At 62.2% G+C, this 23,368-nt stretch carries 21 protein-coding genes; 12 read left to right on the forward strand and 9 right to left on the reverse strand.

The genetic code is table 11. The annotated features are described in order from the left end of the window. Positions 1-95 precede the first annotated feature (95 nt). The 4 genes from NAV32_RS13615 to NAV32_RS13630 form a co-directional block, all read right to left on the reverse strand. Positions 96-2,012, reverse strand: coding sequence for a DNA topoisomerase III (locus NAV32_RS13615; RefSeq protein WP_256053335.1), 1,917 nt, complete (start codon positions 2,010-2,012; stop codon positions 96-98). A 148-nt stretch (positions 2,013-2,160) separates the two neighbouring features. Beyond that, positions 2,161-2,778, reverse strand: coding sequence for a PAQR family membrane homeostasis protein TrhA (trhA, locus tag NAV32_RS13620; RefSeq protein ID WP_256053336.1), 618 nt, complete (start codon positions 2,776-2,778; stop codon positions 2,161-2,163). Between the two features lie 14 nt (positions 2,779-2,792). Further along, the gene (locus NAV32_RS13625) at positions 2,793-3,479 is read right to left on the reverse strand and encodes a DUF4197 domain-containing protein (protein ID WP_256053337.1); all 687 of its coding nucleotides are present in this window, start codon (positions 3,477-3,479) and stop codon (positions 2,793-2,795) included. Between the two features lie 31 nt (positions 3,480-3,510). After that, positions 3,511-4,533 carry an AraC family transcriptional regulator gene (locus tag NAV32_RS13630; protein WP_256053338.1) on the reverse strand — a complete coding sequence of 341 codons (1,023 nt, stop codon included), beginning with the start codon at positions 4,531-4,533 and terminating at the stop codon, positions 3,511-3,513. A 230-nt stretch (positions 4,534-4,763) separates the two neighbouring features. Between NAV32_RS13630 and NAV32_RS13635 the strand changes: the two genes are divergently transcribed. From NAV32_RS13635 to NAV32_RS13645, 3 genes are read left to right on the forward strand one after another with little or no spacing between them, the layout of a single operon-like run. Next, a complete protein-coding gene (locus tag NAV32_RS13635) occupies positions 4,764-6,404 on the forward strand; it encodes an FAD-binding dehydrogenase (RefSeq protein ID WP_256053339.1) in 1,641 nt (546 codons plus the stop codon). Beyond that, positions 6,401-8,131, forward strand: coding sequence for a thiamine pyrophosphate-binding protein (locus tag NAV32_RS13640; protein ID WP_256053340.1), 1,731 nt, complete (start codon positions 6,401-6,403; stop codon positions 8,129-8,131). The genes NAV32_RS13635 and NAV32_RS13640 overlap by 4 nt, the downstream gene beginning before the upstream one ends. 12 nt (positions 8,132-8,143) lie before the next feature. Further along, positions 8,144-9,298, forward strand: a complete 1,155-nt coding sequence (locus NAV32_RS13645) for an L-lactate dehydrogenase (protein ID WP_256053341.1) — start codon at positions 8,144-8,146, stop codon at positions 9,296-9,298. 181 nt (positions 9,299-9,479) lie between these two features. Here the strand turns inward: NAV32_RS13645 and NAV32_RS13650 are convergent, their stop codons facing one another. Beyond that, positions 9,480-9,611, reverse strand: coding sequence for a hypothetical protein (locus NAV32_RS13650; RefSeq protein WP_256053342.1), 132 nt, complete (start codon positions 9,609-9,611; stop codon positions 9,480-9,482). 479 nt (positions 9,612-10,090) lie between these two features. Between NAV32_RS13650 and NAV32_RS13655 the strand changes: the two genes are divergently transcribed. From NAV32_RS13655 to NAV32_RS13680, 6 genes are all read left to right on the forward strand, one after another. Then, entirely contained in the window at positions 10,091-10,519 is a 429-nt protein-coding gene (locus NAV32_RS13655) for a DUF2231 domain-containing protein (protein WP_256053343.1), read from the forward strand. Next, on the forward strand, positions 10,516-11,811 hold the full coding sequence (locus NAV32_RS13660; protein ID WP_256053344.1) for a PQQ-dependent sugar dehydrogenase: 1,296 nt from the start codon (positions 10,516-10,518) through the stop codon (positions 11,809-11,811). The genes NAV32_RS13655 and NAV32_RS13660 overlap by 4 nt, the downstream gene beginning before the upstream one ends. A gap of 301 nt (positions 11,812-12,112) precedes the next feature. Further along, positions 12,113-12,706 (forward strand): DUF5610 domain-containing protein, encoded by a 594-nt coding sequence (locus tag NAV32_RS13665; RefSeq protein WP_256053345.1) that lies wholly within the window; start codon positions 12,113-12,115, stop codon positions 12,704-12,706. 469 nt (positions 12,707-13,175) lie between these two features. Next, positions 13,176-14,099: an ABC transporter ATP-binding protein gene (locus NAV32_RS13670; protein ID WP_256053346.1), complete on the forward strand. Its 924-nt coding sequence runs from the start codon at positions 13,176-13,178 to the stop codon at positions 14,097-14,099. Continuing rightward, on the forward strand, positions 14,096-14,827 hold the full coding sequence (locus NAV32_RS13675) for an ABC transporter permease subunit (protein WP_256053347.1): 732 nt from the start codon (positions 14,096-14,098) through the stop codon (positions 14,825-14,827). Before NAV32_RS13670 ends, NAV32_RS13675 begins: the two co-directional genes overlap by 4 nt. 10 nt (positions 14,828-14,837) lie before the next feature. Next, positions 14,838-16,679, forward strand: a complete 1,842-nt coding sequence (locus NAV32_RS13680) for a GldG family protein (protein ID WP_256053348.1) — start codon at positions 14,838-14,840, stop codon at positions 16,677-16,679. Positions 16,680-16,895: 216 nt separating this feature from the next. Here NAV32_RS13680 and NAV32_RS13685 read toward each other — a convergent pair whose 3' ends face one another. Genes NAV32_RS13685 through dapE form a run of 3 tightly spaced genes read right to left on the reverse strand, consistent with a single transcriptional unit; the run spans position 16,896 to position 19,240 of the window. Next, positions 16,896-17,267 carry a hypothetical protein gene (locus tag NAV32_RS13685; RefSeq protein ID WP_256053349.1) on the reverse strand — a complete coding sequence of 124 codons (372 nt, stop codon included), beginning with the start codon at positions 17,265-17,267 and terminating at the stop codon, positions 16,896-16,898. 24 nt (positions 17,268-17,291) lie between these two features. Beyond that, a complete protein-coding gene (locus NAV32_RS13690) occupies positions 17,292-18,098 on the reverse strand; it encodes a putative RNA methyltransferase (RefSeq protein WP_256053350.1) in 807 nt (268 codons plus the stop codon). Further along, a complete protein-coding gene (gene dapE, locus NAV32_RS13695) occupies positions 18,092-19,240 on the reverse strand; it encodes a succinyl-diaminopimelate desuccinylase (protein ID WP_256053351.1) in 1,149 nt (382 codons plus the stop codon). The genes NAV32_RS13690 and dapE overlap by 7 nt, the downstream gene beginning before the upstream one ends. Positions 19,241-19,388: 148 nt before the next feature. On the opposite strand from dapE, the gene tcdA reads away from it, so the two are divergent. Together tcdA and NAV32_RS13705 are read left to right on the forward strand one after the other, a co-directional pair. After that, the gene (gene tcdA, locus NAV32_RS13700; protein ID WP_256053352.1) at positions 19,389-20,204 is read left to right on the forward strand and encodes a tRNA cyclic N6-threonylcarbamoyladenosine(37) synthase TcdA; all 816 of its coding nucleotides are present in this window, start codon (positions 19,389-19,391) and stop codon (positions 20,202-20,204) included. Between the two features lie 64 nt (positions 20,205-20,268). Then, positions 20,269-20,808, forward strand: coding sequence for a DUF3087 domain-containing protein (locus NAV32_RS13705; RefSeq protein ID WP_256053353.1), 540 nt, complete (start codon positions 20,269-20,271; stop codon positions 20,806-20,808). 42 nt (positions 20,809-20,850) lie between these two features. Here NAV32_RS13705 and NAV32_RS13710 read toward each other — a convergent pair whose 3' ends face one another. Next, positions 20,851-21,111: a hypothetical protein gene (locus tag NAV32_RS13710; RefSeq protein ID WP_256053383.1), complete on the reverse strand. Its 261-nt coding sequence runs from the start codon at positions 21,109-21,111 to the stop codon at positions 20,851-20,853. Between NAV32_RS13710 and bglX the strand changes: the two genes are divergently transcribed. Beyond that, on the forward strand, positions 21,023-23,314 hold the full coding sequence (bglX, locus tag NAV32_RS13715; protein WP_256053354.1) for a beta-glucosidase BglX: 2,292 nt from the start codon (positions 21,023-21,025) through the stop codon (positions 23,312-23,314). The two genes, NAV32_RS13710 and bglX, sit on opposite strands and share 89 nt — an antisense overlap. The last annotated feature ends 54 nt before the right edge of the window (positions 23,315-23,368 follow it).

Raw genomic sequence — 23,368 nt, forward strand, 5'->3', positions numbered from 1 at the left:
TGGATGACGCTCTTTTCATCCACCAATGGGGAGTCGTCTTGCTCTGGGGGCTCCTGCCCTCTGGTGGACAAGCTTCGCGTTGTCCACCCTACGGCTCAAGTACGCTTGGCAGTCTTTTTGGATGTGCCCTTGCGCTTTTTCTTCCAGGGCGTGGCCTTGCTGGCTGGATTCGGTGGGCCGGTGATGGACAGGCGCAGATCGCGGCAGCGCTCCACCTGCTTGCGCATCCAGGCGGATTGCTTGGCAACGAACTCTTCCAGGCTCATCTCGCCGCTCTGCACCATATCCAGCGCCTGTTCCCAGATCGCCGTGGTGCCGGGGTCGGCAATCGCCCGTGGTACCGCATCGATCAGGCTGAACGCCGCCGGGCTGGCCGCCAGCGCCTTGCCTTGTTTGCTCAGATAACCGCGGTCCAGCAGCCCCTGGATGATGCCGGCGCGTGTCGCTTCGGTGCCGATGCCGGTGGTGTCTTTGAGTTTCTGCTTCAGGCGCGGGTCGTCCACCAGCTTGGCGACGTTCTTCATCGCCTTGATCAGGTCGCCCTCGGTGAAGGGCTTGGGTGGCTGGGTCCAGAGGTCCTTCAGCGTCACGCCCGCCACCGCGCAGTGCTGGCCTTGATGGAGCGTCGGCAATGCTTGCACAGGCGTGGGTTCGCGGCCCTTTGCCGGCGTCAGCGCTTCGGGCATGGCGCGCCGCCAGCCGGATTCGACGATCACCTTGCCTACTGCTCTCAATGCTTGTCCGGCGCAGTCGAAATCCGCCTGGGTGCGGTCGTATTCGTGGTTGGGCAGAAACTGCGCCAGATAGCGTGCGCGAATCAACGTATAGACAGACCGTTGCTTGCCCACCAATCGCGACAGGTCGGTGGCGGCGGCGGTGGGGATGATCCCGTGGTGGGCGCTGACTTTCGCATCGTTCCAGGCCCGTGAGCGCCGCTGCGGCTGCAGCTGTTCGAGCAATGGGGCAATGCTCGGGTCGCTGCGGCCAAGGACGGCGATGATCGACGGCGCCTCGCTGTGCTGGCTCAGCGGCAGGTAGCCGCAATCGCTGCGCGGGTAGGTGATCAGCTTGTGGGTTTCGTACAGCGCCTGGGCGATATCCAGGGTTTCCTGAGCGCCAAGGCCGAACTTCTTCGAGCAGATTTCCTGCAACGTGCCCAGATCGAAGGGCAGCGGCGGTGCCTCGCGCATGCGTTCGGTACGTAGCTTGATGACCTCCGCATGGCTCGCCTGGCTGATGGCTTCCAGCGCTTGCTGGGCATGTGCCTGCTGAACGCAGCGACCTTGCTCGTCACACGTGTCGTCCTGGGCGCGCCACTGCGCGGTGAAGGGCATACCGTCGGCCTGCAACTGCACCTCGATGGCCCAGTAGGCCACCGGCACGAAGTCGGCGATGCTGCGGTCGCGGTCTACGACCAATCGCAGCGTCGGCGTCTGTACACGGCCCACCGGCAGTACGCCCTGATACCCTGACTGACGCCCGAGCAGGGTGAACAGTCGGCTCATGTTCATGCCGATCAGCCAGTCTGCGCGCGAGCGACCCAGCGCTGAATGATAAAGGTTGAAGGTTTCGGCACCAGGCTTGAGCGCCGTCAGCGCCTTGTGGATCGAGGCGTCGTCCAGCGCCGACAGCCAGAGCCGCTGGATCGGCCCGCGATAGCGGCAATGCTCGACCAGCTCGCGGGCGATCATCTCGCCTTCACGGTCGGCATCGGTGGCGATGACCAGTTCGCCGGCCTCACTCAGCAGGCGCTTGACCGCCTTGAACTGGGACGCAGTCTTTGGCTTGACCTGCATCTTCCAGCGCTCGGGGATGATTGGCAGATCGCCCAGCACCCAGCGCTTGTAGCGGGTGTCGTAAGCATCGGGCGGCGCGGTTTCCAGCAGATGGCCGATGCACCAGGTCACCGTCACGCCAGGCCCGAGCCAGCAGCCGTCGCCACGCCGATTGGCGCCGAGCACCTTGGCAATGTCCTTGGCCTGGGAAGGTTTTTCGCAGAGAAACAGCCGCATCGCCGTCAGAGTCCTGTATCGCAATGCAGCATAGGATGCGCAGCGGAGAGACTTCAGGCAATCTTTATCTGGATGGATGTACAGTTAATGGCTGTTGACGCCCCTTAGGGCTGAATGCGTTCGGTCAACCGGTCCTTGGCCTGAGGCGCTAGACCACATACCCCGCAATCGCCACGAAATGCAGCAGGCTGCCGGCGATTACGAACAGGTGCCAGATGCCGTGCCAGTGGCGGAAACGCTGGTCGTAGGCGTAGAAGATGATGCCCACCGTGTAGAGCACGCCACCGGCCGCAAGCCAAGCGAAGCCTGCTCCACCAAGCGCCGCGATCAGCGGCTTGACCGCCACCAGCACGATCCAGCCCATTACGGCATAGATGACCAACGACAGCACCCGTGCTTCGGAGCGTGGCTTGATCTCTTGAAGCATGCCGATGATGGTCAGACTCCAGACGATGCCGAACAACCACCAGCCCCAGCTGCCGCGCAGGGTGACGAGGCAGAAGGGCGTGTAGCTGCCCGCGATCAGCAGGTAGATCGACAGGTGATCGAGCTTCTGCATGATCACCTTCGTCCGTCCACGCAGGCTGTGGTACAGCGTCGAAGAGCTGTACAGCAGCACCAGCGTGAAGCCATAAATTGCCACGCTGACGGTTTTCATCAGGTCGCCGCTCATGGCAGCGAGCACCAGCAGCCAGACGCTGCCGATAAGGGCCAGCACACCGCCGGTCAGGTGTGTCCAGGCGTTGAGTTTTTCCCCGTGATACATCGCGGCCGAAATCCTCAGTTTCCTGTCAGAACCCCGAACACCTTCTTGGCCATGCTGGTGGCCGCTTGTGCCGGATTCTGGCGAATGCTTGCTTCCTGTTCGGCGATGACCGCGAACAGGCCGTCCAGCGCCTGTTCGGCCACGTAACCTTCGATGCTGCCGTACCTGGAGTCGACCGCGCCGAGCCCCGAGGCCTTGGCGGCAATGGCGTTGTACTGCTGGGCAACGCCGACCTGATCGGTGGCCTGCTTGATGATGGGCATGAACCGCTCGCGAATCTGGTCGCGGCTGGTCTTGTTCAGGTATTGCGTCGCCGAATCGTCACCGCCGGCGAGAATGCCCTTGGCGTCGGCTACGGTCATCTTTTTCACGGCATCCAGCAACAGCTCCTGAGCTTGGGGCACGGCGGCTTCGGCAGCCCGGTTCATGCCGTCTTCCAGGGCTTCTACCTGCGAGCCCATGCCCATCATTTTCAGCATGCGCGAGGCCTTGCCGATGTTGCCCGGCAATTCGATGCGCCGCTGCGGATCACTGCTGAAACCGCCCGGTTTTCCGAGTTGCTGCACGGCGACTTTGGCGCCTTGGCTCAGGGCATCCTTGAGGCCGGCGTTGGCGTCGCCCTGGCTGAGATCGGACAGCGAAAGCGCAAAGGCGCTGGCGGACAGCATGAGGCCGGCGATAACGGTTGAGATGCGAAGCATGGGGCAATCCTCCGAGATGATGACGTCGAGCTTAGCAAGAAGCATCCGACAGCGTCTGCCGCGCAGAATCCTTGCGCCAGTGTTGCGGTGCAACGCCGCTCCAGCGCTTGAAGGCGCGGGAAAAGGCCGTCTCGTCGGCGTAGCCGAGGTTCAGCGCAAGGTCGGTGATCGATTGAGCGGACAGGCGCAGCTGCTGGCGCGCCTCGGCATAGCGAACCTCATCGAGCAACCCGCGAAAGGTCTGCCCCTGCTTTTGCAGCGCCATCTGCAGACTGCGCGGATGCTGGCCTAGCAGACGCGCAACCACCTCCAGCCGGGCCTCGCCGGTGGACAGAATCGATTGCAGGACGTAGCGGATCTGCTCGGTGATATCGGCAGGCAGATGCTGGCTGAAACGGTATTGCTCAATCAGGTGTGACTTGAGCTGGCTGCGCTGTTCCAACGGGCGCAGCGTGAAGATATCGGCGCCCGTCACGAAGCCGCTGCAGGGCTGCTCGAACAGCACCGGACAGGAAAAGACGCGTGAATAGTCTTGTGCCTCACTCAGCGCCGCGTGGCCGATCAGCAGTTGGCGCGGTTGCCATTCGGCACCGAACAGCCCTGCCATGGTGCGTTGGGTGACCGCGAGACCAAGCTCGCGCAGCTGACGCAGATCGACAGGTTCCTGCAGTTGCAAGCGGTATTCGACACGCAGCTGCTCACCCGCGGCCTCCACGTGCAGGGAAATACCCTGGGCATGCAGATGCACGTATTGCTGGGTGAGCTTGAGCACTTCGGCAAAGCTGTCCGCCTGGGCCAGCAGCAGACCGAATGGGCCGAGCACCAGGTAGTCGTGATATTCGCTTAATTGCAGGCCGAAGCTGGGCGCGGGGCCTTCAACGGCAGCCAGGTTGAGTGCCCTGGCGAAGCTTGCGTAAGGCACATACAGATCGGGGCGGCGCAACACCAGCGGATCGAGGTCGCAGCGGCGCAATAGCTCATGAGCGTTCAGACCGTAGCGGCGGCAGAGGCTGTCGAAGCCGATGAATACGGCACTGCGGGCGATCTGGGTCATGCAAATGGCCTGGGTGAAAGGGGTGGTAGGCAGCTGTGGAGGTGGCTTTAGCCGCGAAAGCTCGCGAATGAATTCGCCTTCCACAAGACTGGGATGGCATCAGCAGCGCGCCTTATTTCGTGCCTGTCATTCGTAATATGTCAACTTTTCCTTCGTGAAAAGACAGGCCTGAATCGACATGCTTGCCTAATCTGCTCATCACTATCGTTGCATTCGCCAGGAGGCCCGGCATGAGCGTTGCCCGTCATCATTATGAAACTCTGGTGATTGGAGCCGGGCTGGCAGGTATCAGCACGGCGCTGGAACTGCTCGACCAGGGGCGCGATGTGCTGCTGCTCGATGCCGCACCGCGTAGTCAGTGTGGTGGGCAGGCTAATGATGCCTTCGGCGGCATGCTGTTTTGTGGAACGCCGGAGCAGCGGCGCAACAAGGTGCAGGATTCGCCGCAGTTGCTGCTCGAAGACTGGCTGCGCGTGGCCGCCTTCGAGCCTGATGACGTCTGGGGGCTGCGCTGGGCGCAGATGTATGCCCAGCGCAACAAGGCGGACGTCTACGACTGGCTACGCGAGCGTGGAGTGCGTTTCTTCCCGGCGGTGCAATGGGTGGAGCGCGGCAATTTCGGTGATGGCAACTCGCTGCCGCGCTACCACGTGGCCTGGGGCTGCGGTCGCGGGATCGCCCAGACCCTGGCCAGACAGATGTTCGAGCATGCCGGACGAGGGCGATTGAGCTGTCTGTTTGAGCACCGGGTGCTGGGGCTGGAGACGCGCAACGGCGCGGTGGTGGGCTGCCACGGTCGCAGCAGCGCAGGTGATTTTCAGATCGAAGCCGAGCATGTGGTGGTGTGCAGCGGTGGCATCAATGGTGACTTGGTCAAGGTGCGCCAGCACTGGGACCCGCTCTACGGTCCGTATCCTGAAAACATCCTCAACGGCACCGACCCGCGTGCGAATGGCGCACTGCATGAGCAGGTTCAGACAGCCGGTGGCCAGGTGGTCAAGCTTGGGCGGATGTGGAACTACGCCGCCGGTATTGCTCATCCCGAGCCGCAGTATCCGCAACATGGTCTGAGTCTGATTCCGTCACGCTCGGCGCTGTGGCTCGATGCCACGGGACAGCGGATCGGGCCGCAGCCTCTGGTAGGCGGTTTCGATACCCATGATCAGTGCAAGCGCATCGGTCATCTGCCTGGCCAGTACGGCTGGCAGGTGTTGAACTGGCGCATCGCGATCAAGGAAATGGCCATTTCCGGTACTGACAGCAATCCGCACTTTCGCGACGGAAAGTGGCTGCGCCTGCTGTGGCAGCTCGTCACTGGCAACCGCGAGCTGGTGCGCTGGATGACTGAGCGCTGCCCCGATGTGCTGACGGCCGAGACGCTGCCACAACTGGCCGGCAAGATGGCGGCGCTGGCCGGCGATGACCTGCTCGATCCGAAACTGCTGGACGCCGCGGTGCAGCGCTACGACGCCGGTATCCGTCGCGGCCCGGCGCTGTACAACGACGAGCAGTTGCGCCGCCTGCAGCAGTTGCGCCAATGGCGCAGCGACCGTCTGCGTACCTGCCGTCCACAGCCTGTTCTCGATCCCAGGGCTGGCCCGCTGATCGCCATCCGCACCCGGTTGATCAGCCGCAAGAGCATGGGCGGGATGCTCACCGACCTGGATTCGCGGGTGCTGGATGCTCAAGGCCAACCGGTGCCGGGGCTCTATGCTGCAGGTGAGGCTGCAGGTTTCGGCGGCGGGGGGATCAGTGGCATCCGTTCGCTGGAAGGCACCTTTTTGTCCAACTGCATCCTCAATGGGCGCCGCGCCGCACAGGCTATCGCCGGCGTACCGAGCCACTCACAAGAACAAGGAACATACCCATGAAGAAAACCGGCGCCGCACTGGCACGTTTTGCTCTGGAGCAACTGGGCGTCAGCCATACCTTCGGCATTCCAGGGGTACACAACACTGAGCTGTACGACGAGCTTAATGCCTCGGAGAGCATCCAGCCGGTGCTGGTGACCCACGAGTGCGGTGCAGCCTTCATGGCTGATGCCTTCAGTCGCACCGGGTCGAGCATCGGCACTCTGGTGATCGTGCCGGCCGCCGGCGTCACCCACGCGGCGAGCGGCATTGGTGAGGCGGGGCTGGACGGCATTCCCATGCTGATCATTTCCGGCGGTATACACAGCGAAAGCGGTCGGCGCTACCAGCTGCATGATATCGACCAGCACGCGCTGCTGGCCCCCATCACCAAGGCGACTTTCCGCATCCTCAGCCATGCCGAGGTGATCCCCACGCTGTACCAGGCCTACCGCATCGCTACCGGCGGCGAGCCGGGTCCGGTGTTCGTCGAGCTGCCCTACAACATTGGCAACTTCCTTGGTGAGGTTGCCGGGATGCCGGCCTTCGTTGCCGAACCTGTGGTCCCCAGCCATGACCCTGCGCAATTGCGCGAAGCGGCGCGTCTGCTGGTCAATGCGCGCCAGCCTGGCTTGTTCCTCGGCTGGGGTGCAATGGGTGCGCAGGCGGAACTGATCCAGCTGGCCGAGCTGCTCGGTGCGCCGGTCTGCACCACGCTACAGGGGCTCAGCGCCTTTCCCGCCACGCATCCGCTGCATGTCGGTATGGGCTTCGGCGAGTACGCGGTACCGGCGGCGGCCAATGCCTTCGCCAGCTGCGATTGCCTGCTGGCAGTCGGCACGCGCTTCGCCGAGATTCCCACGGGCAGCTACAGCATGCCGGTGCCGGACAACCTGATTCACCTGGACATCAATCCGCAGGTGTTTGATGCCAACTATCCCACGCGAGTGGCGATAGCTGGTCCCTCCGAGCAGCTGGTTCCCGCCTTGCTGGCTGAAGTCCGGGCCTTGCGCAGCGAATTGACGAGCGGCCCGCTGGCAGGGCGAATTGCCGACGACAAGGCCGCCTATCTCAAACAATGGCTGCAACATGATAGCGGCACGCGGGTGAATCCGGCGGTCTTCTGCCAGGCGCTGCGCGAGCAACTGAACGATGAGGCCATCGTGGTGGCCGACGACGGCAACCACACCTTCCTGCTGGCCGAGCTGCTGCCGATCCATGGCCCGCGCGGCTTTATTTCGCCCAGCGACTTCAATGCCATGGGCTACTGCGTGCCGGGGATGATCGGCGCCAAGCTGGCCAACCCTTCGCGCCAGGTGGTGGGTGTGGTGGGCGATGGCGCGCTACGCATGACGGGTCTTGAACTGATCACCGCCAGCAGCCTGGGGCTGGATCTGGTGCTGTTCGTATTCAACGACGGCGAGCTCTCGCAGATCGCTCAGGCGCAGGAAATTCCCTACAACCGCAAGACCTGTACGGTGCTGCAACCGCTCAATCTGGCGGCACTGGCCGAGGCCACGGGTGCTGCCTTCGTCACCATCGAAAACAATGACCAGTGTGTGGACGGTATCGCACGGGCGATGGCGCTGGCAGGCGAGGGCAGGCCGGTGCTGGTGGATGTGCGTATCGACTACAGCAAGCGCACGCGTTTCACCGAGGGTGTGGTCAAGGCCACGCTCAAGCGCTTCACGCCGCGTGACAAGGTGCGGGTAGTGAGCCGGGCGTTATGGCGCAGAGTGACCGGTTGAGGATGCCGCCCTATGAAACTCGCCTTCGATTGCATGGCTGCCAGCTGCGAGGACTATCGACACCTGGCCGAGCGCCGTCTGCCGCGCTTTCTGTTCGATTACATCGACGGCGGGGCGGGTGATGAGCACACGCTGGTCGCCAACTGTCGGGACTTCCAGCGCCTGCATTTGCGCCAGCGGGTGCTGTGCGATGTGGAGGGACCCGATACGCGCTGCGAGCTGATCGGCCAGGCGGCGAGCATGCCCCTGGCCCTCGCGCCGCTGGGTATGGCGGGACTCTATGCGTGGCGCGGCGAGGTTCAGGCTGCGCGCGCGGCTGCGACTGCCGGAGTTCCCTTCGCTCTGTCCACTGTCGGTATCTGCCCGGTGGCCGAGGTGCATGCGGCCAGTGCGCAACCATGCTGGTTCCAGCTCTACATGTTGCGCGACCGTGAGGCGGTGCTGGGCTTGCTGCAGCAGGCCCGTGCCAACGGCTGTGACACCCTGCTGTTCACCGTCGACTTGCCTGTTGCCGGGATACGTCGGCGCGACATCCGCAACGGTATGCTCGACGGCTCCTGGCGCGGCAAGCTCGCCAAGGCCGCACAACTGGCACAGCGCCCCGGCTGGCTGCTGGATGTGGGTATGCGCGGCAAGCCGCATCACTTCGGCAACCTTGCCGATCAAGTCGCCAATCCCAACGACTTGCGCGCCTTCAAGGCCTGGCTGGATGCGCAATTCGACCCCCGCGTGACTTGGCGCGATATCCGCTGGCTGCGCGAACAGTGGAAGGGCAAGTTGATCCTCAAGGGTATTCTGGAGCCGCATGACGCACTGCAGGCGCTGGATAGCGGGGCTGATGGCATCGTGCTGTCCAATCACGGCGGTCGGCAGCTGGACGGTGTGGCCTCTAGCATCCGCCAATTGCCAGCGGTGGCCAGGGCGCTCGATCAGCGCCTGCCGATCCTGCTCGACGGCGGCATCCGCAGCGGCGTGGACATCCTCAAGGCGCTGGCCCTGGGGGCACAGGGTGTCATGATCGGTCGCCCATGGGCCTGGGCACTGGCTGCCGGAGGCGAAGCGGCTGTGGCGCGACTGCTGGCCAGCCTGCAACGTGAGCTTGCGGTGGCCATGGCACTGAGTGGGGTGAACAGTCTGGAAAAGATCAATGACAATCTGGTGGACTGACGTTGAGCGGTTCACTGGCTGTGTTTCGAGGGGCTGCCAGGTCCGTTACTGCAACCGCTAGAAGCAGTAGCAGGGCCGAGGGAAACCTTGAGTGGGCCTTGTGATCTTGTAAAACAAAACAGCCAGCGCTATTTGCGCTGGCTGTTGTGCGGCAGGCCGCCGTGGCGACCTGAGCCTGGCATTAGGCTTTTTTCATCGCCTTCTTCAGCGACTTGATTTTCTTCTCATGCTTGCTGATCTTGGCCTCGCGAGCCTTGATCTTCTGCTTGAGGGATTTGGTGGATTTCTGGGTGGCTTGTGCTTTCTTGGACATGAAATGTCTCCTTGCTTATAGGCGCGTCGGCGGGTTTGTGTTTCTTGATGAACCCGCGGATGAACTGCCTTATTTCGCGAGCCGCACTGGTATCCAGTTGTTCGCATAACTGCACGAACTGCTCGCGCTCAGAACTGCTGATACGGATCAGCAATTGGCTGTCTTTCTTGTTGAGTTTCACTTTCTTCGGTTTCTCGGGCATTGCGGATACTCGCGCAAAAAGTGAATCTCGCTTCGAAAGAGATTCACATTGTATATACATTTTTAATTAAGGCAAGCGCGTGCAAGTGGCTTGGCGGATCGCGCGCCTGTGCGCGATCGAAGGAATTGACAAGCATCCGGTAATTGCCTGCATTCTGTAGACCGCAGTGAACTTATACGCCGACGACACGATCCTCTTCTATGCACAGTCAGAGCGAGCCTGGCAGGCCAGCCTATCCGCCTTGCAGGCCAGATCGCTCAGCGATGAGGAGCCCGCCGTGACCGCCACCACCCGCCGTACCTATCGAATCACACCGAAGCCGTTGCACGCGATCCTGCTCGCCGGAACCGTTCCCCTGTTTCTTGGCGCTCTGCTGAGCGATATCGCTTACTACAGCAGCTATCAGATCCAGTGGAGCAATTTCGCCTCCTGGCTGATTGCAGGCGGCCTGGTTTTCTGCGGCCTGGCGCTGCTGTTCGCACTGGTCAACCTGATACGGGCCAACCGCAAAGCAGGGCGACCCCTCATCTATTTCCTGTTGCTGCTGGCAACCTGGGTGCTGGGCTTCATCAATGCCCTTGAACACGCCAAGGATGCCTGGGCCACCATGCCATTGGGCCTGGGCCTTTCAGTGATCGTCACCCTGTTGGCCTGCGTGGCGAGCTGGGTTGGTTTGACCAAACTGCGTTCAGGAGGTGCCAAATGAACTATGCCAGCCCGCTGACCGCCCTGGCCCTGGCAGTATTACTGAGTGCATGCGGAGGTGAAGAGCAGGACACCGCCCAGCATTACGGCGCTGAACCCAGGCTCCCCAACCCTGAACGGGGCTTGCTGCCCAGCATGAAAATCGCCGAACCCACACCCTGGGGCGATCAGCTGCCCACCGTGCCGGAGAATTTCACGGTTACGGCCATTGCAACCGACCTGAAGATCCCCCGCCAGACGCTGGTGCTGCCCAATGGCGACATCCTCGTGGCAGAAGGCCGGGGCGGCAACGCCGCGAAGCTCAAACCAAAGGATGTGATCGCCGGCTATATCAAGGCGAAAGGCAATACCTCGGTCGAGAGCGGCAACCGCCTGACCTTGCTGCGCGATGCCGACGGCGATGGCACCTACGAACTCCAGACTGTCTTTGCCGACGATCTCAACGCGCCCTACGGTCTGGCCTTCCACGACGGCAATTTGTACGTGGCCAATCAGGACGCGCTGGTGCGCTTCGATTACCAGGACGGCCAGACCGAAGCCGGTAGCCCGCCGACCAAGGTCGCTGACCTGCCCTCGGAGATCAACCACCACTGGACCAAGGCGCTGACCATCAGCCCCGATGGCCGCTTTCTGTATGTGGGTATTGGCTCCAACAGCAATATCACCGAGCGCGGCATGGAGGCCGAAGTGGACCGCGCCATGGTCTGGCAGATCAATGCCGAGACGGGCGCCTACAAACCTTATGCAACCGGCCTGCGCAACCCCACCGCACTGGCGATCCAGCCAGGCTCAGGCCGGTTGTGGGCAGTCGTCAACGAGCGGGACGAGCTGGGTGAAGACCTCGTGCCCGACTATCTGACCTCCGTGCAGGAAGGCGGCTTCTACGGCTGGCCCTATAGCTACTGGGGCAAGAACGTCGACCCGCGGGTCCGTCCGCAGGACCCGGACAAGGTTGCTGCCTCGATCACCCCGGACTATGCCCTGGGCTCCCATGTCGCCGCCCTCGGCCTGGACTTCTCCAGTGATGTCATGGGCGAGCAGTTTGTTGAAGGCGTCTTCATCGGCGAACACGGCAGCTGGAACCGCAAGAACCCGGTCGGCTACAAGGTGATTTTCGTCCCCTTCAGCAACGGTCGGCCCTCGGGCGAGCCAGTAGACTTCGTGACGGGCTTTCGCACGGAAGACGGCAAGACCCGTGGGCGGCCGGTGGGCGTAACCGTCGATCCGCGCGGTGCACTGATCGTTGCCGATGATCTGGCGAATGTGGTGTGGCGGGTGAGCCGTAATCAGTGACAGCTGACGACGGTGAGGGCGTCAGCTGCGGCTTCGGGGTTGCCGCAGGGATCTTTTCCCTTTCATTCGTTCCTGAAAAAGTGAACGACACTGTTCGTGACCTGTACGGGGTGTATTGCCCAGCTCTCAATCTTCCTGATGGGGGGGTAATGAACAGCGTTGTGCGGATAGCGATCAGGGGTCCCGATGCCTGCTCGACTATCAAGGTACACATCGAGGCCTTCATCATTCTCCTTGGCTGCCGATATGACTGTAGCGACCACTCTCTACCCGCCGCTGGGTAAGCTTCAGGAGTCATACCATGACCACAACAAGCACGCTTCCCCCTTCTCAGGCAGGCAGCGGTAACAGCGTGTCGAAGACTGGCGCTCAAGCCGCTGTGCAGAGTTCGCCACTGGACGAGGCGCGCAAGACTGCCGCGGCCACTCCTCAAGGTCAGCGCACCCAGCTTGGCGCGCAAATTTTGCAGGCTGCATTGGACGTCTCGATCAGTGCCGGTGATAAGTCGATGGCGCTGCTCTACCGTACGGCGATCGACAACATCAACGAACAGCTGGCCCCTGAGTTCGGCCCCAATGCCTTGCAGGCAGCGATGCAACAAGACAACAGTGCCGAAGCCACCGCCGAACGTATCTTGTCGCAATCAACTGCATTCCTTGATTCCTACGCGCGTCAGCACCCGAACAAAGCCCCCGAAGACATGCTGCGCGACTTCGTCGGCATCATCCGTGGCGGTTTTGAAAAAGGCTACGCCGAAGCGGCTGACATTCTCAGCGGCTTGGGTGTCATGGGAGAAGGGAGCCCCATCGCAGCCGGGATCGGCAAAACCTTCGAGTTGGTACAAAAAGGCTACGACGACTTCCTGCAAAGCAGATTGCAGGCGTTGCAGGAATAAAACCCTGACTTTCGGCACCTGAATAAGCGTGGTCTGAAGGGATCACGACATCAGCTCCACGCCGATTTGCGCGAGAAATCGATCAGAAACGACCCGCCCATCTCGGGTTTTCTGGCTACTTCCACCTCCACCTTCTCCACCTTCTCGCATCAGCCATTTCGAACCTACAGGCGCGCCTCTCCTGCAGTGACTGGCAAATGCCGGCGCGCTACTCAGGCGTTTTGCAGAGCGAACAACCGCGCCTATCTGCGCCGCATTTCAGCCAGTACCCGAAAGCACACCCTGGTGTAGTCGAGCGTGCGCTTGACCGCTCGGAGCGGATGCTCGATTTGGCTCATGTCTGGGCCTCGGCTGCTCTGCCCGTTGCATTCGCGGCGTCCATCTTCCTATAGTGCCGCCGGCATTTTTTGCAGGCTTGGGCGTGGGGATGAGCGGCGCGCCGGGCCTTGATCGTATGGATGAGAGACCCATGATCGAACTGAAAGATCTGACCAAGCGATTCGCCCAGCACACGGCGGTGGACGCGCTGTCATTCAGCGTCCAGCCCGGCGAGGTGCTGGGTTTTCTCGGCCCCAATGGTGCCGGCAAGTCCACTACCATGAAGATGCTTACCGGTTTTCTGGCGCCGACGTCCGGTACGGCGAGTATTTTTGGTTGCGATATCCAGACCCAGCGGCTGCAGGCGCAGCGGCAGATCGGTTATCTGCCGGAGGGTGCGCCCTGTTATGGCGACATGACGGTGCGCGGCTTTCTGGAATTTATCGCCGAAGTGCGCGGTTATCGCGGAGCGCAGAAAAAGCAGCGTGTGCAACGAGCGGTGGAGCAGGTGGAGTTGGAACAGGTGCTGGAACAAAGCATTGAAACCCTCTCCAAGGGCTTCAAGCGCCGGGTCGGGCTGGCCCAGGCGATCCTGCACGATCCGCGTGTGCTGATCCTTGATGAGCCAACCGATGGCCTCGATCCCAATCAGAAACATCAGGTACGCGAGCTGATTCAGGGGCTGGCCCAGGACAAGATCGTGATCATCTCGACCCATATCCTCGAAGAGGTCACGGCGGTCTGCACCCGTGCAGTGATCATTGCCAGCGGGCGGCTGGTGGCCGACGGTACGCCGCTGGAGCTGGAGAGCCGCTCGAAGTATCACCAGGCCGTGACGTTGCTCAGCGATGAGCCGCTGGATGATCTGGCGCTGGCTGCGCTGCCGGGCGTGGCAGGTGTTGAAGTCAATCAGGCCGCTCACAGCTTCACTGTGCTGGCTCAGCCGGGGCGGGTGATTTTCCCCCAGATCAATGCGCTGATTGGTCAGCGCGGCTGGTCCGTAAAGGAGCTGGATGTTGAGCGTGGCCGGCTGGATGAAGTGTTTCGTAACCTGACGCGTGGAGAGGCGCTATGAGCCAGTTGCCGGTTATTTTCAAGCGCGAGCTGGGCAGCTATTTCGCCACGCCGCTGGCCTATGTGTTCATCCTGATCTTTCTGGTGCTGTCGGGCGTGTTCACCTTCTATCTGGGTGGCTTTTACGAGCGCGGTCAGGCGGATCTGGTGCCGTTCTTCAGTTTCCATACCTGGTTGTACCTGTTCCTGATTCCTGCGATTGCCATGCGGTTGTGGGCGGAGGAGCGCAAGTCCGGCTCCATCGAGCTGCTGATGACGCTGCCCATTACCCGGTTCGAGGCCGTGACGGGCAAGTTCCTGGCGGCCTGGGTGTTCGCTGGTATCGCGCTGCTGCTGACCTTCCCGATGGTCATTACCGTCAACTATCTGGGCGAGCCGGACAACGGCGCGATTGTTGCGGGCTACTTCGGTAGTTGGTTGCTGGCGGGGGCTTTTCTGGCGATAGGCTCGTGCATGTCGGCGCTGGCGAAGAATCAGGTGATCGCCTTTATCCTCGCGGTCAGTGTCTGCTTCCTGTTCATCGTAAGCGGCCTGCCGATGGTCCTCGATGCCTTTGCCTGGGCGCCGCAATGGCTGGTGGACGCGGTGGCTTCGCTGAGCTTCCTGATCCGTTTCGACTCGCTCAGCAAGGGCGTGATCGATCTGCGCGATCTGCTGTACTTCGTCACGCTGATCGTTGCCTGGCTGGCGGCCACTGCCGTGGTCATCGATCTGAAAAAAGCGGCATAAGGGAGCCCACATGAAACGAGTGATTTATTCGGGTGCCGGGCTGCTGCTGATTGCGCTGGCGTTCCTGGCGTTCAACATCTTCTCCAGCTTGTTGTTCACCAACGCCCGGCTGGACCTGACCGAGCAGAAGCTCTACACCATTTCGGAGGGCACGCGGACCATTCTCGACGAGCTGGACGCGCCTATCGAACTGGAGCTTTTCTATTCCGATGCGGCAGTCAGGGAGCTGGTGGTGCTGCGTAACTATGCCCGGCGGGTGGAGGAGCTGCTGCGTGCGTACGAGCGGGCAGCAGGTGGCAAGCTGAAGCTCAAGGTGATCGATCCGCAGCCGTTCTCCGAGGAGGAGGACCGCGCTGCCGAGCTGGGTCTGCAGGCAGTGCCGCTGGATCGGGGCGGCGACAAGGTCTATTTCGGCCTGGCCGGCACCAGTGCTGAAGGCAACATCCAGACCATTCCCTTCTTCCCGCTGGATCAGGAAGAGTTTCTCGAATACGAGATCAGTCGCCTGGTACAGAGCCTGGCCACGGCGCAGATGCCGGTGGTAGGTGTGCTGTCCGGGCTGCAGATCAATGGCGGCTTTGACATGCGCACTCAGCAGGCGACGCCGCCGTGGATGGTGCTGGAGAACATCCGTCAGCTGTTTCATATCGAGAGCCTCAAGCAGGATATCGACCTGATCCCGACCCATGTGTCGGTGCTGATGCTGGTGCATCCCAAGCAGTTGCCGGAGCAGACGCTCTACGCCGTTGACCAGTTCGTGATGCGCGGCGGCAAGCTGCTGGTGTTTGTCGACCCGTACAGCGAAGCCGATCCGGGTTCGGTAATGGGCCCAGGCGGGTTTGCCGAAGAGAAGGCCTCGGAGCTGGAGCCATTGTTCAAGGCCTGGGGGCTGCGCATGGCGGCTGATCAGGTGGTGGCGGACGCCTCCTTCGCGATGTCCGTAGGTATGGGCACGGAGCGCCGGGCAGTACGACATCCCGGCTGGCTGAGCCTGCCGCAGCACGCGCTGGATGCGCAGGATGTCACCACGGCATCGCTGGAAAACCTGACCATGGCCAGCACGGGCTTTCTTGAGCCGCTGGAACATGCCCGCACACGCTTTACGCCACTGATCCAGAGTTCGGGTTTCGCTATGCCGGTCGAGGCTGCACGGCTGGATACGCTGCAGAATCCCGAAGAGCTGTTGCGTGGCCTGGAACCCACTGGCGAGCGTTACACGCTGGCGGCGCGCATCCAGGGGGCGGCACAGTCGGCCTATCCGGAAGGTATCGAAGGGCGCAAGGATGGCTTGAAGGAAAGCGCCAATATCAACGTCATCGTGGTAGCCGATACCGATCTGCTGAGTGATCGTATGTGGGTGCAGGTGCAGGACTTCTTCGGTCAGCGCCTGCCGCAGCCCTGGGCGGACAATGGCAGTTTTGTGGTCAACGCGCTGGATAACCTGGCCGGCAGCGATGCGCTGATCAGTGTCCGTTCGCGTGGTCGCTCCGCGCGTCCGTTCGTGGTGGTGGAAGACCTGCAACGTCAGGCCGAAAACCGCTTCCGTGAAAAGGAAGAGGTGTTACAGAACCGTTTGGCCGAGACCGAAGCACAGCTGGCTGAACTGCAGAGCCTCGATCCCGAACAGGCTATGGAACTGACTGCCGAACAGCAGGCCGCGTTGCAGGGGTACATGCAGGAAAAGCTGCGCATCCGCAAGGAGCTGCGCGAGGTGCGTTATCAGCTCAATGCCGATATCGAGGCGCTGGGCCGGACCCTGAAGTTCCTCAATATTGCGCTGGTTCCGCTGCTGTTGACGCTGGGTGTGCTGGTGCTGTGGTTTTGGCGCCGGAAAGCAGCAGGGGCGGGGTAGTTTCCAAGGGCAGTGCGTAGGGTGGATGTCGCTTTTTTACATCCACCAGGCCTCTTCCCGGTGGATCGGTGAAGCGTGATCCACCTACTAGGAGGGGGCATGCTGATGAAGATGGTCTGCTCCCGGCATGGTCACCTTCACGAGCATGACCCGTTCCCACGGCAAGGGGGTGCTGCGCGGCTTTTAGCAAACAGTTGCCGCCCGGTGGAGCGCTGATCAATCCGTGCGCCAGCGGATTTCCTCTTCGCCGCGTTCGCTGACGCTCATCCAGCGGTCGGCGTCCTCGACCGATTCCTCTTCCTGCCAGCCGCCGGGTGCGCAGCGGATCTCCACGGCAAGCGCCGCGTAGACTGCGCGGGCACAGGCGAGGTCGTCTTCCCAGGGCGTGTTATCGCTTTCCAGTAACAGGCTGTGCCACTTGCCGACGGCCTTCGGTAGCCAGGTCACCGGAACGTCGCCGGCCTCGCACTTGAAGGTCTTGCCTTTCTGCTGCCAGGGCGAACAGGGGCCGATAGCCTGGGTGAGCCAGTCGGCGACGGCCTGCTGGCTGGCGTCCTTGAGGTAGATTTCGATATCCGGTTGACGCATGGGCGGGTGCCTTGTGTGAAGGATTTACTGGTCGCGCTGAATCCAGTCATAGCGTATCGCAACGCGTACACGCAGGGGGGCGTCGATGACTGCAGCACGGCGCTCGGCACTGGCACGCCAGCCGTGAGGCGTCATGGCCAGCAGATCGGTGCGAGCCTGAGCATCGTCGAGCTGCATTTCGTAGCTGAGGGTTTCGCTGTGGGCCAGGCTCATCCCATCCGGGATCAGCGACAGGTGTTTTTCGTCGTCGTAGTCACGTATTTCGTCATACAGCAGGCCGCGCAGTTCCCACAGGTGCTCGCGGGTCGGGCCCATGCGCAGCAGGCCGCCGCCAGGGGCGAGCAGGCGCCGAGCTTCGGCCCAGTCCAGCGGGCTGAACACGCTGGCCAGCAGATCGCAGCTGGCATCGGCCAGAGGAACCCGCGCCATGCTCGCCACCAGCCATTCCAGTTGCGGCGCACGCTTGCAGGCGCGCTTGACCGCTTCGCGGGAAATATCCAGCGCATAGCCTTCAGCATCCGGCAGGGCCTGAGCGAGCTGCGCGGTGTAATAGCCCTCGCCGCAACCGATATCCAGCCAGCGAGCCGGTGCACGTTCTGCTGCCAGTTGCGCCAGGCGTACTGCCAGCGGTGCATAGTGGCCGCCATCGAGAAAACGACGGCGGGCTTCGACCATGGCCTGGTTGTCGCCAGGGTCGCGGCTGTTCTTGTGCTGCACCGGCAGCAGGTTGAGATAACCCTGGCGCGCACGGTCGAAGCGGTGGTTGGCGGGGCAGGCGACGCCGTTGTCGACCTCGTTAAGGTCGCCGCGGCAGAGTGGGCAGATCAGCATGCGAGCAGGTTGACCAGAGTCTGGTAGTAGATGTCCGTCAGCAGGTCGAGATCGCTGGCGAGGATGTGTTCGTCGACCTGATGAATCGTGGCGTTGACCGGGCCGAGCTCCACCACCTGGGTACCCAGTGTTGCGATGAAACGACCGTCGGACGTGCCGCCGCTGGTGGAGGGCGTTGTCTCGCGCCCGGTCACCTTGCGGATGGCGGCGGCGACGCCGTCGAGCAGTTCACCCGGCTCGGTGAGAAAGGGCAGGCCGGACAGCGCCCAGTCGACATGCCAGTCCAGGCCGTGCTTGTCGAGGATCGCTGCGGTGCGTTGCTGCAGGCCTTCGACCGTGGATTCGGTGGAGAAACGGAAGTTGAACACCGCTTCCAGCGTGCCGGGAATGACGTTGGTCGCGCCGGTGCCGGAGTTGAGGTTGGAAATCTGGAAGCTGGTCGGCGGGAAGAAGGCGTTGCCGTCGTCCCAGTGCTCGGCGGCGAGTTCAGCCAGCGCAGGCGCCGACAGATGAATCGGGTTTTTCGCCAGGTGTGGGTAAGCCACATGACCCTGCTGACCGCGCACGGTGAGGGTGCCGCCAAGCGAGCCGCGACGGCCGTTCTTGACCACGTCACCGACCAGCGCGGTGCTCGAAGGCTCGCCGACGATGCACCAGTCCAGCCGCTGGCCACGTTCACGCAGGCGCTCGACCACGGCCTTGGTGCCGTGATGGGCCGGGCCCTCTTCGTCGCTGGTGATAAGAAAGGCGATCTGCCCCTGATGATCCGGGTAATCGGCGGTGAAACGCTCAACGGCAATGACCATCGCCGCCAGGCTGCCTTTCATGTCCGCCGCACCGCGCCCGTGGAGCATGCCTCGTTCGTCGACCCGCGCTGCGAACGGGGGATTCTGCCAGGCCTGCAGCGGCCCGGTGGGCACCACATCGGTATGGCCGGCAAAGCACAGCACCGGACCTTGCGTGCCGCGAATCGCCCAGAAGTTCTGCACATCCTCGATATGCATCGGCTCGATGGCGAAGCCGCAGACCGCGAGACGCTGGCTCATCAGCTGCTGGCAGCCTTCATCCAGCGGGGTTACCGATGGGCGATTGATCAACTCGCAGGCCAGTTCAAGGGTCGGGGAGAGGGCGGCGGCAGTCATCACGGCTCCGGGATGCGGTAAAGGGCGCCATAGTAAATTAAAAGCAGACGGCAAGAGCGTTGAATCGGAAGGAAAAGGTGGTCGCAGCTGACTGTGATCGCAGGTGGCGCCGGACCTATAATTGGCGGACGTTTTCCAGAGGTGCAGTATGTCTATCGATGATCAGCGTTTCGGCGGTATTGCCCGTCTCTATGGCCAGGGCGGCCTCGAACGGCTGGCGGCGGCGCATGTGGCGGTGGTCGGCATCGGTGGCGTTGGCTCCTGGGCTGCCGAGGCACTGGCGCGAAGCGGGGTCGGTGAGATCAGCCTGTTTGATCTGGATGATGTTTGCATCACCAATACCAATCGGCAGATCCATGCGCTGGAAGGGGCAGTGGGCAAGCCCAAGGTGGACGAAATGGCGGCGCGCATCCGTGCGATTAATCCGGCCTGTGTGGTCCATGCGGTGGCCGATTTCGTCACCCGCGAAACCATGGCTGAATACATCACCGAGCAGCTGGATTGTGTCATCGACTGCATCGACAGCGTGCCGGCCAAGGCTGCGCTGATTGCCTGGTGCAAACGGCGCAAGATCCAGATCATCGCCACCGGCGGCGCGGGTGGGCAGGTGGACCCGGCACAGATTCAGGTTGCGGACCTGAACAAGACCTTCAACGATCCGCTGGCAGCCAAGGTGCGCTCCTTGCTGCGCCGCGAATACAACTTCTCGCGCACGCCGGGGCGCACCTACAGCGTGCCCTGTGTGTTTTCCACCGAGCAGCTGCGTTATCCCAAACCCGATGGCGGCGTGTGCCAGAGCAAGAGTTTTGTTGGCGAAGGGGTGAAGCTCGATTGCGCCGGTGGTTTCGGCGCGTCGATGATGGTGACGGCGAGCTTTGGCATGGTCGCTGCCGCGCGCGCCGTGGACAAGCTGGTGGCCGGTGCTCGAAGACCCGCGGAGCGCGGCCAAGTCGACAAGGCTTGAGTCACTCAACCAGACGCTTTGTGTGGATAATGCCTGCACGCAACTCCCCCTCGAAGGAACCCCGATGTCCGTATTCGAAATCAAGCCGCTGAACCCCGAAACCTACCGGCAGCAGACAAGGCGCAGCACGCTGGTGGTGGCCGCGACCTTCGTGGTACTCGCCATGGGGCTTTCCACCCTGGCTGTGGCGATATTCGGAGAGCCGGGCGGAGATAATCTGCGGCTGAATATCGCCGGTGTCGTGGTCGGTTTGCTGCTGACCATTGCGCTGGTGCGGATGGTCTACTGGCAGCAGCCGTGGATGGCTTCGGCTGCGTACGGCTGGCGTCTCAAGCGCAGTCTGATGAGCGTGACCAATGTGATGCACCACGTGAAAGCGGGCGTGGCGCTGGGTGATGAAGCGTCCATGAAGCTGCTGCGTTTCTACCATCTGGCGCTGACCCAGATGCATCAGCTGGACGCCAACAGCAGCTCGCTTCTTGAACTCAGGGCCGAGATCGAAGGCCATAAGGAACGTATGCAATCGCAGGGACTGGAGCTCGATCAGCAGCGCCTCGAATCGACCTGGATCGAAGCTGTAAAAAAGATCGACGCCGTGAAATAAACACGGTGATAATCGCCACCTCACAGCATCGATGATCTAGCATCAGCCGCGCGTATCCAGACGCGGCAAATTTTCCAAATCCAGTTCTTCAACCCAGCGGCGTTCTGCTGCTGGGTCGTACTTCGGTGCGAATAATTCAGCAATGCCACTACTCAGCGATCCGAAGGTCCAAGCCACGGTGTGCTCGGAAAGACGTGCCAGCAGGGAATCGATAATGAAAACGCTGTGTCTGTTCGGCTTGATTGCCGCTTCGATGGCATTTCCTGCATTGGCGGGAAATTCAGCTGCTGCATTGGACGACAAGCCGGCATTTATCGGGCAACTGCTTGAGCGCATGACGCTGCAGGAAAAGGTCGGCCAGCTGCGCTTGATCAGTATCGGTGGCGACATGCCCAGGCAGCGTCTGGCCGAGGAACTGGCGGCAGGCAATGTCGGCGGCACCTTCAACTCCGTCACCCGGCACGACAACCGTCCCCTGCAGGAAGCAGCCTTGCGCAGCCGACTGCAAATTCCGATCTTTTTCGCCTACGACGTCGTGCACGGGCACCGTACGATCTTCCCCATTGGCCTCGGCCTGGCTTCGACCTGGGATATGCCGGCGGTCGCCAAGGCCGGGCGTGTTGCCGCCATCGAAGCAGGTGCTGACGGGTTGGACATGACTTTTGCGCCCATGGTCGACATCACCCGTGATCCGCGCTGGGGGCGAACATCGGAAGGCTTCGGTGAAGACCCATACCTGGTGTCCGAGATCGCACGCACCATGGTCAGGGCCTACCAGGGCGAGTCACTGGGCAATACCGACAGCCTGATGGCCAGCGTCAAGCATTTCGCGCTGTATGGCGCGGTGGAAGGTGGTCGGGATTACAACGTGGTGGACATGAGTCCGTTGCGCATGCATCAGGATTATCTGCCGCCGTATCGGGCTGCTGTCGAGGCGGGGGTAGGTGCTGTGATGGTGGCGCTGAATACCATTAATGGTGTGCCGGCCAGTGCCAACCGCTGGTTGCTGCGCGACCTGCTGCGCGACGACTGGGGATTCTCCGGCGTGACCATCAGTGATCATGGAGCAATCACCGAACTGCTTCGGCATGGCGTGGCCGCTGATGGCCGTGAAGCGGCGAAGCTGGCGATCGACGCCGGGCTCGACATGAGCATGGCGGATTCGCTCTATGGCCAGCATCTTGCCGAACTGGTGCAGGCGGGCGACGTGCCGATACAGGCCATCGACCAGGCAGTGCGCGAGGTGCTGGGTGCCAAGTACGACCTGGGTCTGTTCCATGATCCCTATCGTCGTATCGGCAAGGCCAGCGAAGATCCGCCCGAGGTCAATGCCGAAAGCCGCCTGCACCGCCAGGCCGCACGCGAAGTGGCGCGCCAGTCGCTGGTGCTGCTGGAAAACCACAATAGCGTGCTGCCGCTCGACAAGGCCGCCACCATTGCGCTGATCGGGCCGCTCGCCGACTCGCACATCGACATGCTCGGCAGCTGGTCGGCGGCGGGTGTGGCGAAGCAGACGGTCACGCTGCGTCAGGGCATGCAGGCTGCGCTCGGTGAGCGTGGCCGGCTGATCCATGCGCGTGGCGCCAACATCACCGATGACTCGCGGATGGTCGAGTATCTGAACTTCCTCAACTGGGACAATCCCGAGGTGGTACAGGACCCGCGTCCGGCTGACGAGATGATCGCCGAAGCGGTTGCTGCAGCCGGGCAGGCGGATATCATCGTCGCCGCCGTAGGCGAGTCGCGTGGCATGTCCCATGAGTCCTCCAGCCGCACCCGCTTGCAGATTCCGGCCAGCCAGCAAGCGCTGCTGCGTGCCTTGAAGGAGACCGGCAAACCCCTGGTGCTGGTGTTGATGAACGGCAGGCCGCTGAACCTGGGCTGGGCGCAGGCCAACGCCGACGCGATGCTGGAAACCTGGTTCAGCGGTACCGAAGGCGGGCATGCCATCGCCGATGTGCTGTTCGGCGACTACAACCCGTCCGGCAAATTGCCCATCTCGTTCCCGCGTTCCGTGGGGCAGATCCCCACCTATTACAACCATCTGCGCCTGGGCCGGCCCTTCGTCGAAGGCAATCCAGGTAACTACACCTCGCAGTATTTTGACGAGCCGAACGGTCCGCTGTATCCGTTCGGCTACGGTCTTAGCTACACGCAGTTCAGCCTGTCGCCACCGCGCCTGTCGACTGATGTGCTTTCACCAGGCGAAAGCCTGGAGGTGAGCGTGACGTTGAAGAACACCGGCACGCGTGATGGTGCGGCCGTCGTGCAGTTGTATATCCATGACCTGGCCGCCTCGCTGGTGCGCCCGGTAAAGGAGTTGAAAGGCTTCCGCAAAATCTGGCTCAAGGCGGGCGACCAGCAGTTGGTGCGTTTCAGCATCGGTGAGGACGAGCTGAAGTTTTTCGATACGCAACTGCGACAGGTGGCCGAAGCCGGGATGTTCGAAGTACAGGTAGGCCTCGATTCACAGAACGTCCAGGCGCAGCGTTTCGAGTTGCGCTGATCGAGCAGGGCAGGGTGGCGGCTCAGGTCGGCCTGCTGTTTTCGATCAGCGCGG

The sequence above is a fragment of the Stutzerimonas stutzeri genome (genome assembly GCF_024448695.1).
GTDB classification, from domain to species: domain Bacteria; phylum Pseudomonadota; class Gammaproteobacteria; order Pseudomonadales; family Pseudomonadaceae; genus Stutzerimonas; species Stutzerimonas stutzeri_T.

What these genes read in the sequence shown, in the direction of transcription:
- NAV32_RS13615 (WP_256053335.1), bottom strand. Translation starts at nt 2,012, where the DNA reads ATGCGGCTGTTTCTCTGCGAAAAACCTTCCCAGGCCAAGGACATTGCC.
- trhA (WP_256053336.1), bottom strand. Translation starts at nt 2,778, where the DNA reads ATGTATCACGGGGAAAAACTCAACGCCTGGACACACCTGACCGGCGGT.
- NAV32_RS13625 (WP_256053337.1), bottom strand. Translation starts at nt 3,479, where the DNA reads ATGCTTCGCATCTCAACCGTTATCGCCGGCCTCATGCTGTCCGCCAGC.
- NAV32_RS13630 (WP_256053338.1), bottom strand. Translation starts at nt 4,533, where the DNA reads ATGACCCAGATCGCCCGCAGTGCCGTATTCATCGGCTTCGACAGCCTC.
- NAV32_RS13635 (WP_256053339.1), top strand. Translation starts at nt 4,764, where the DNA reads ATGAGCGTTGCCCGTCATCATTATGAAACTCTGGTGATTGGAGCCGGG.
- NAV32_RS13640 (WP_256053340.1), top strand. Translation starts at nt 6,401, where the DNA reads ATGAAGAAAACCGGCGCCGCACTGGCACGTTTTGCTCTGGAGCAACTG.
- NAV32_RS13645 (WP_256053341.1), top strand. Translation starts at nt 8,144, where the DNA reads ATGAAACTCGCCTTCGATTGCATGGCTGCCAGCTGCGAGGACTATCGA.
- NAV32_RS13650 (WP_256053342.1), bottom strand. Translation starts at nt 9,611, where the DNA reads ATGTCCAAGAAAGCACAAGCCACCCAGAAATCCACCAAATCCCTCAAG.
- NAV32_RS13660 (WP_256053344.1), top strand. Translation starts at nt 10,516, where the DNA reads ATGAACTATGCCAGCCCGCTGACCGCCCTGGCCCTGGCAGTATTACTG.
- NAV32_RS13665 (WP_256053345.1), top strand. Translation starts at nt 12,113, where the DNA reads ATGACCACAACAAGCACGCTTCCCCCTTCTCAGGCAGGCAGCGGTAAC.
- NAV32_RS13670 (WP_256053346.1), top strand. Translation starts at nt 13,176, where the DNA reads ATGATCGAACTGAAAGATCTGACCAAGCGATTCGCCCAGCACACGGCG.
- NAV32_RS13675 (WP_256053347.1), top strand. Translation starts at nt 14,096, where the DNA reads ATGAGCCAGTTGCCGGTTATTTTCAAGCGCGAGCTGGGCAGCTATTTC.
- NAV32_RS13680 (WP_256053348.1), top strand. Translation starts at nt 14,838, where the DNA reads ATGAAACGAGTGATTTATTCGGGTGCCGGGCTGCTGCTGATTGCGCTG.
- NAV32_RS13685 (WP_256053349.1), bottom strand. Translation starts at nt 17,267, where the DNA reads ATGCGTCAACCGGATATCGAAATCTACCTCAAGGACGCCAGCCAGCAG.
- NAV32_RS13690 (WP_256053350.1), bottom strand. Translation starts at nt 18,098, where the DNA reads ATGCTGATCTGCCCACTCTGCCGCGGCGACCTTAACGAGGTCGACAAC.
- dapE (WP_256053351.1), bottom strand. Translation starts at nt 19,240, where the DNA reads ATGACTGCCGCCGCCCTCTCCCCGACCCTTGAACTGGCCTGCGAGTTG.
- tcdA (WP_256053352.1), top strand. Translation starts at nt 19,389, where the DNA reads ATGTCTATCGATGATCAGCGTTTCGGCGGTATTGCCCGTCTCTATGGC.
- NAV32_RS13705 (WP_256053353.1), top strand. Translation starts at nt 20,269, where the DNA reads ATGTCCGTATTCGAAATCAAGCCGCTGAACCCCGAAACCTACCGGCAG.
- bglX (WP_256053354.1), top strand. Translation starts at nt 21,023, where the DNA reads ATGAAAACGCTGTGTCTGTTCGGCTTGATTGCCGCTTCGATGGCATTT.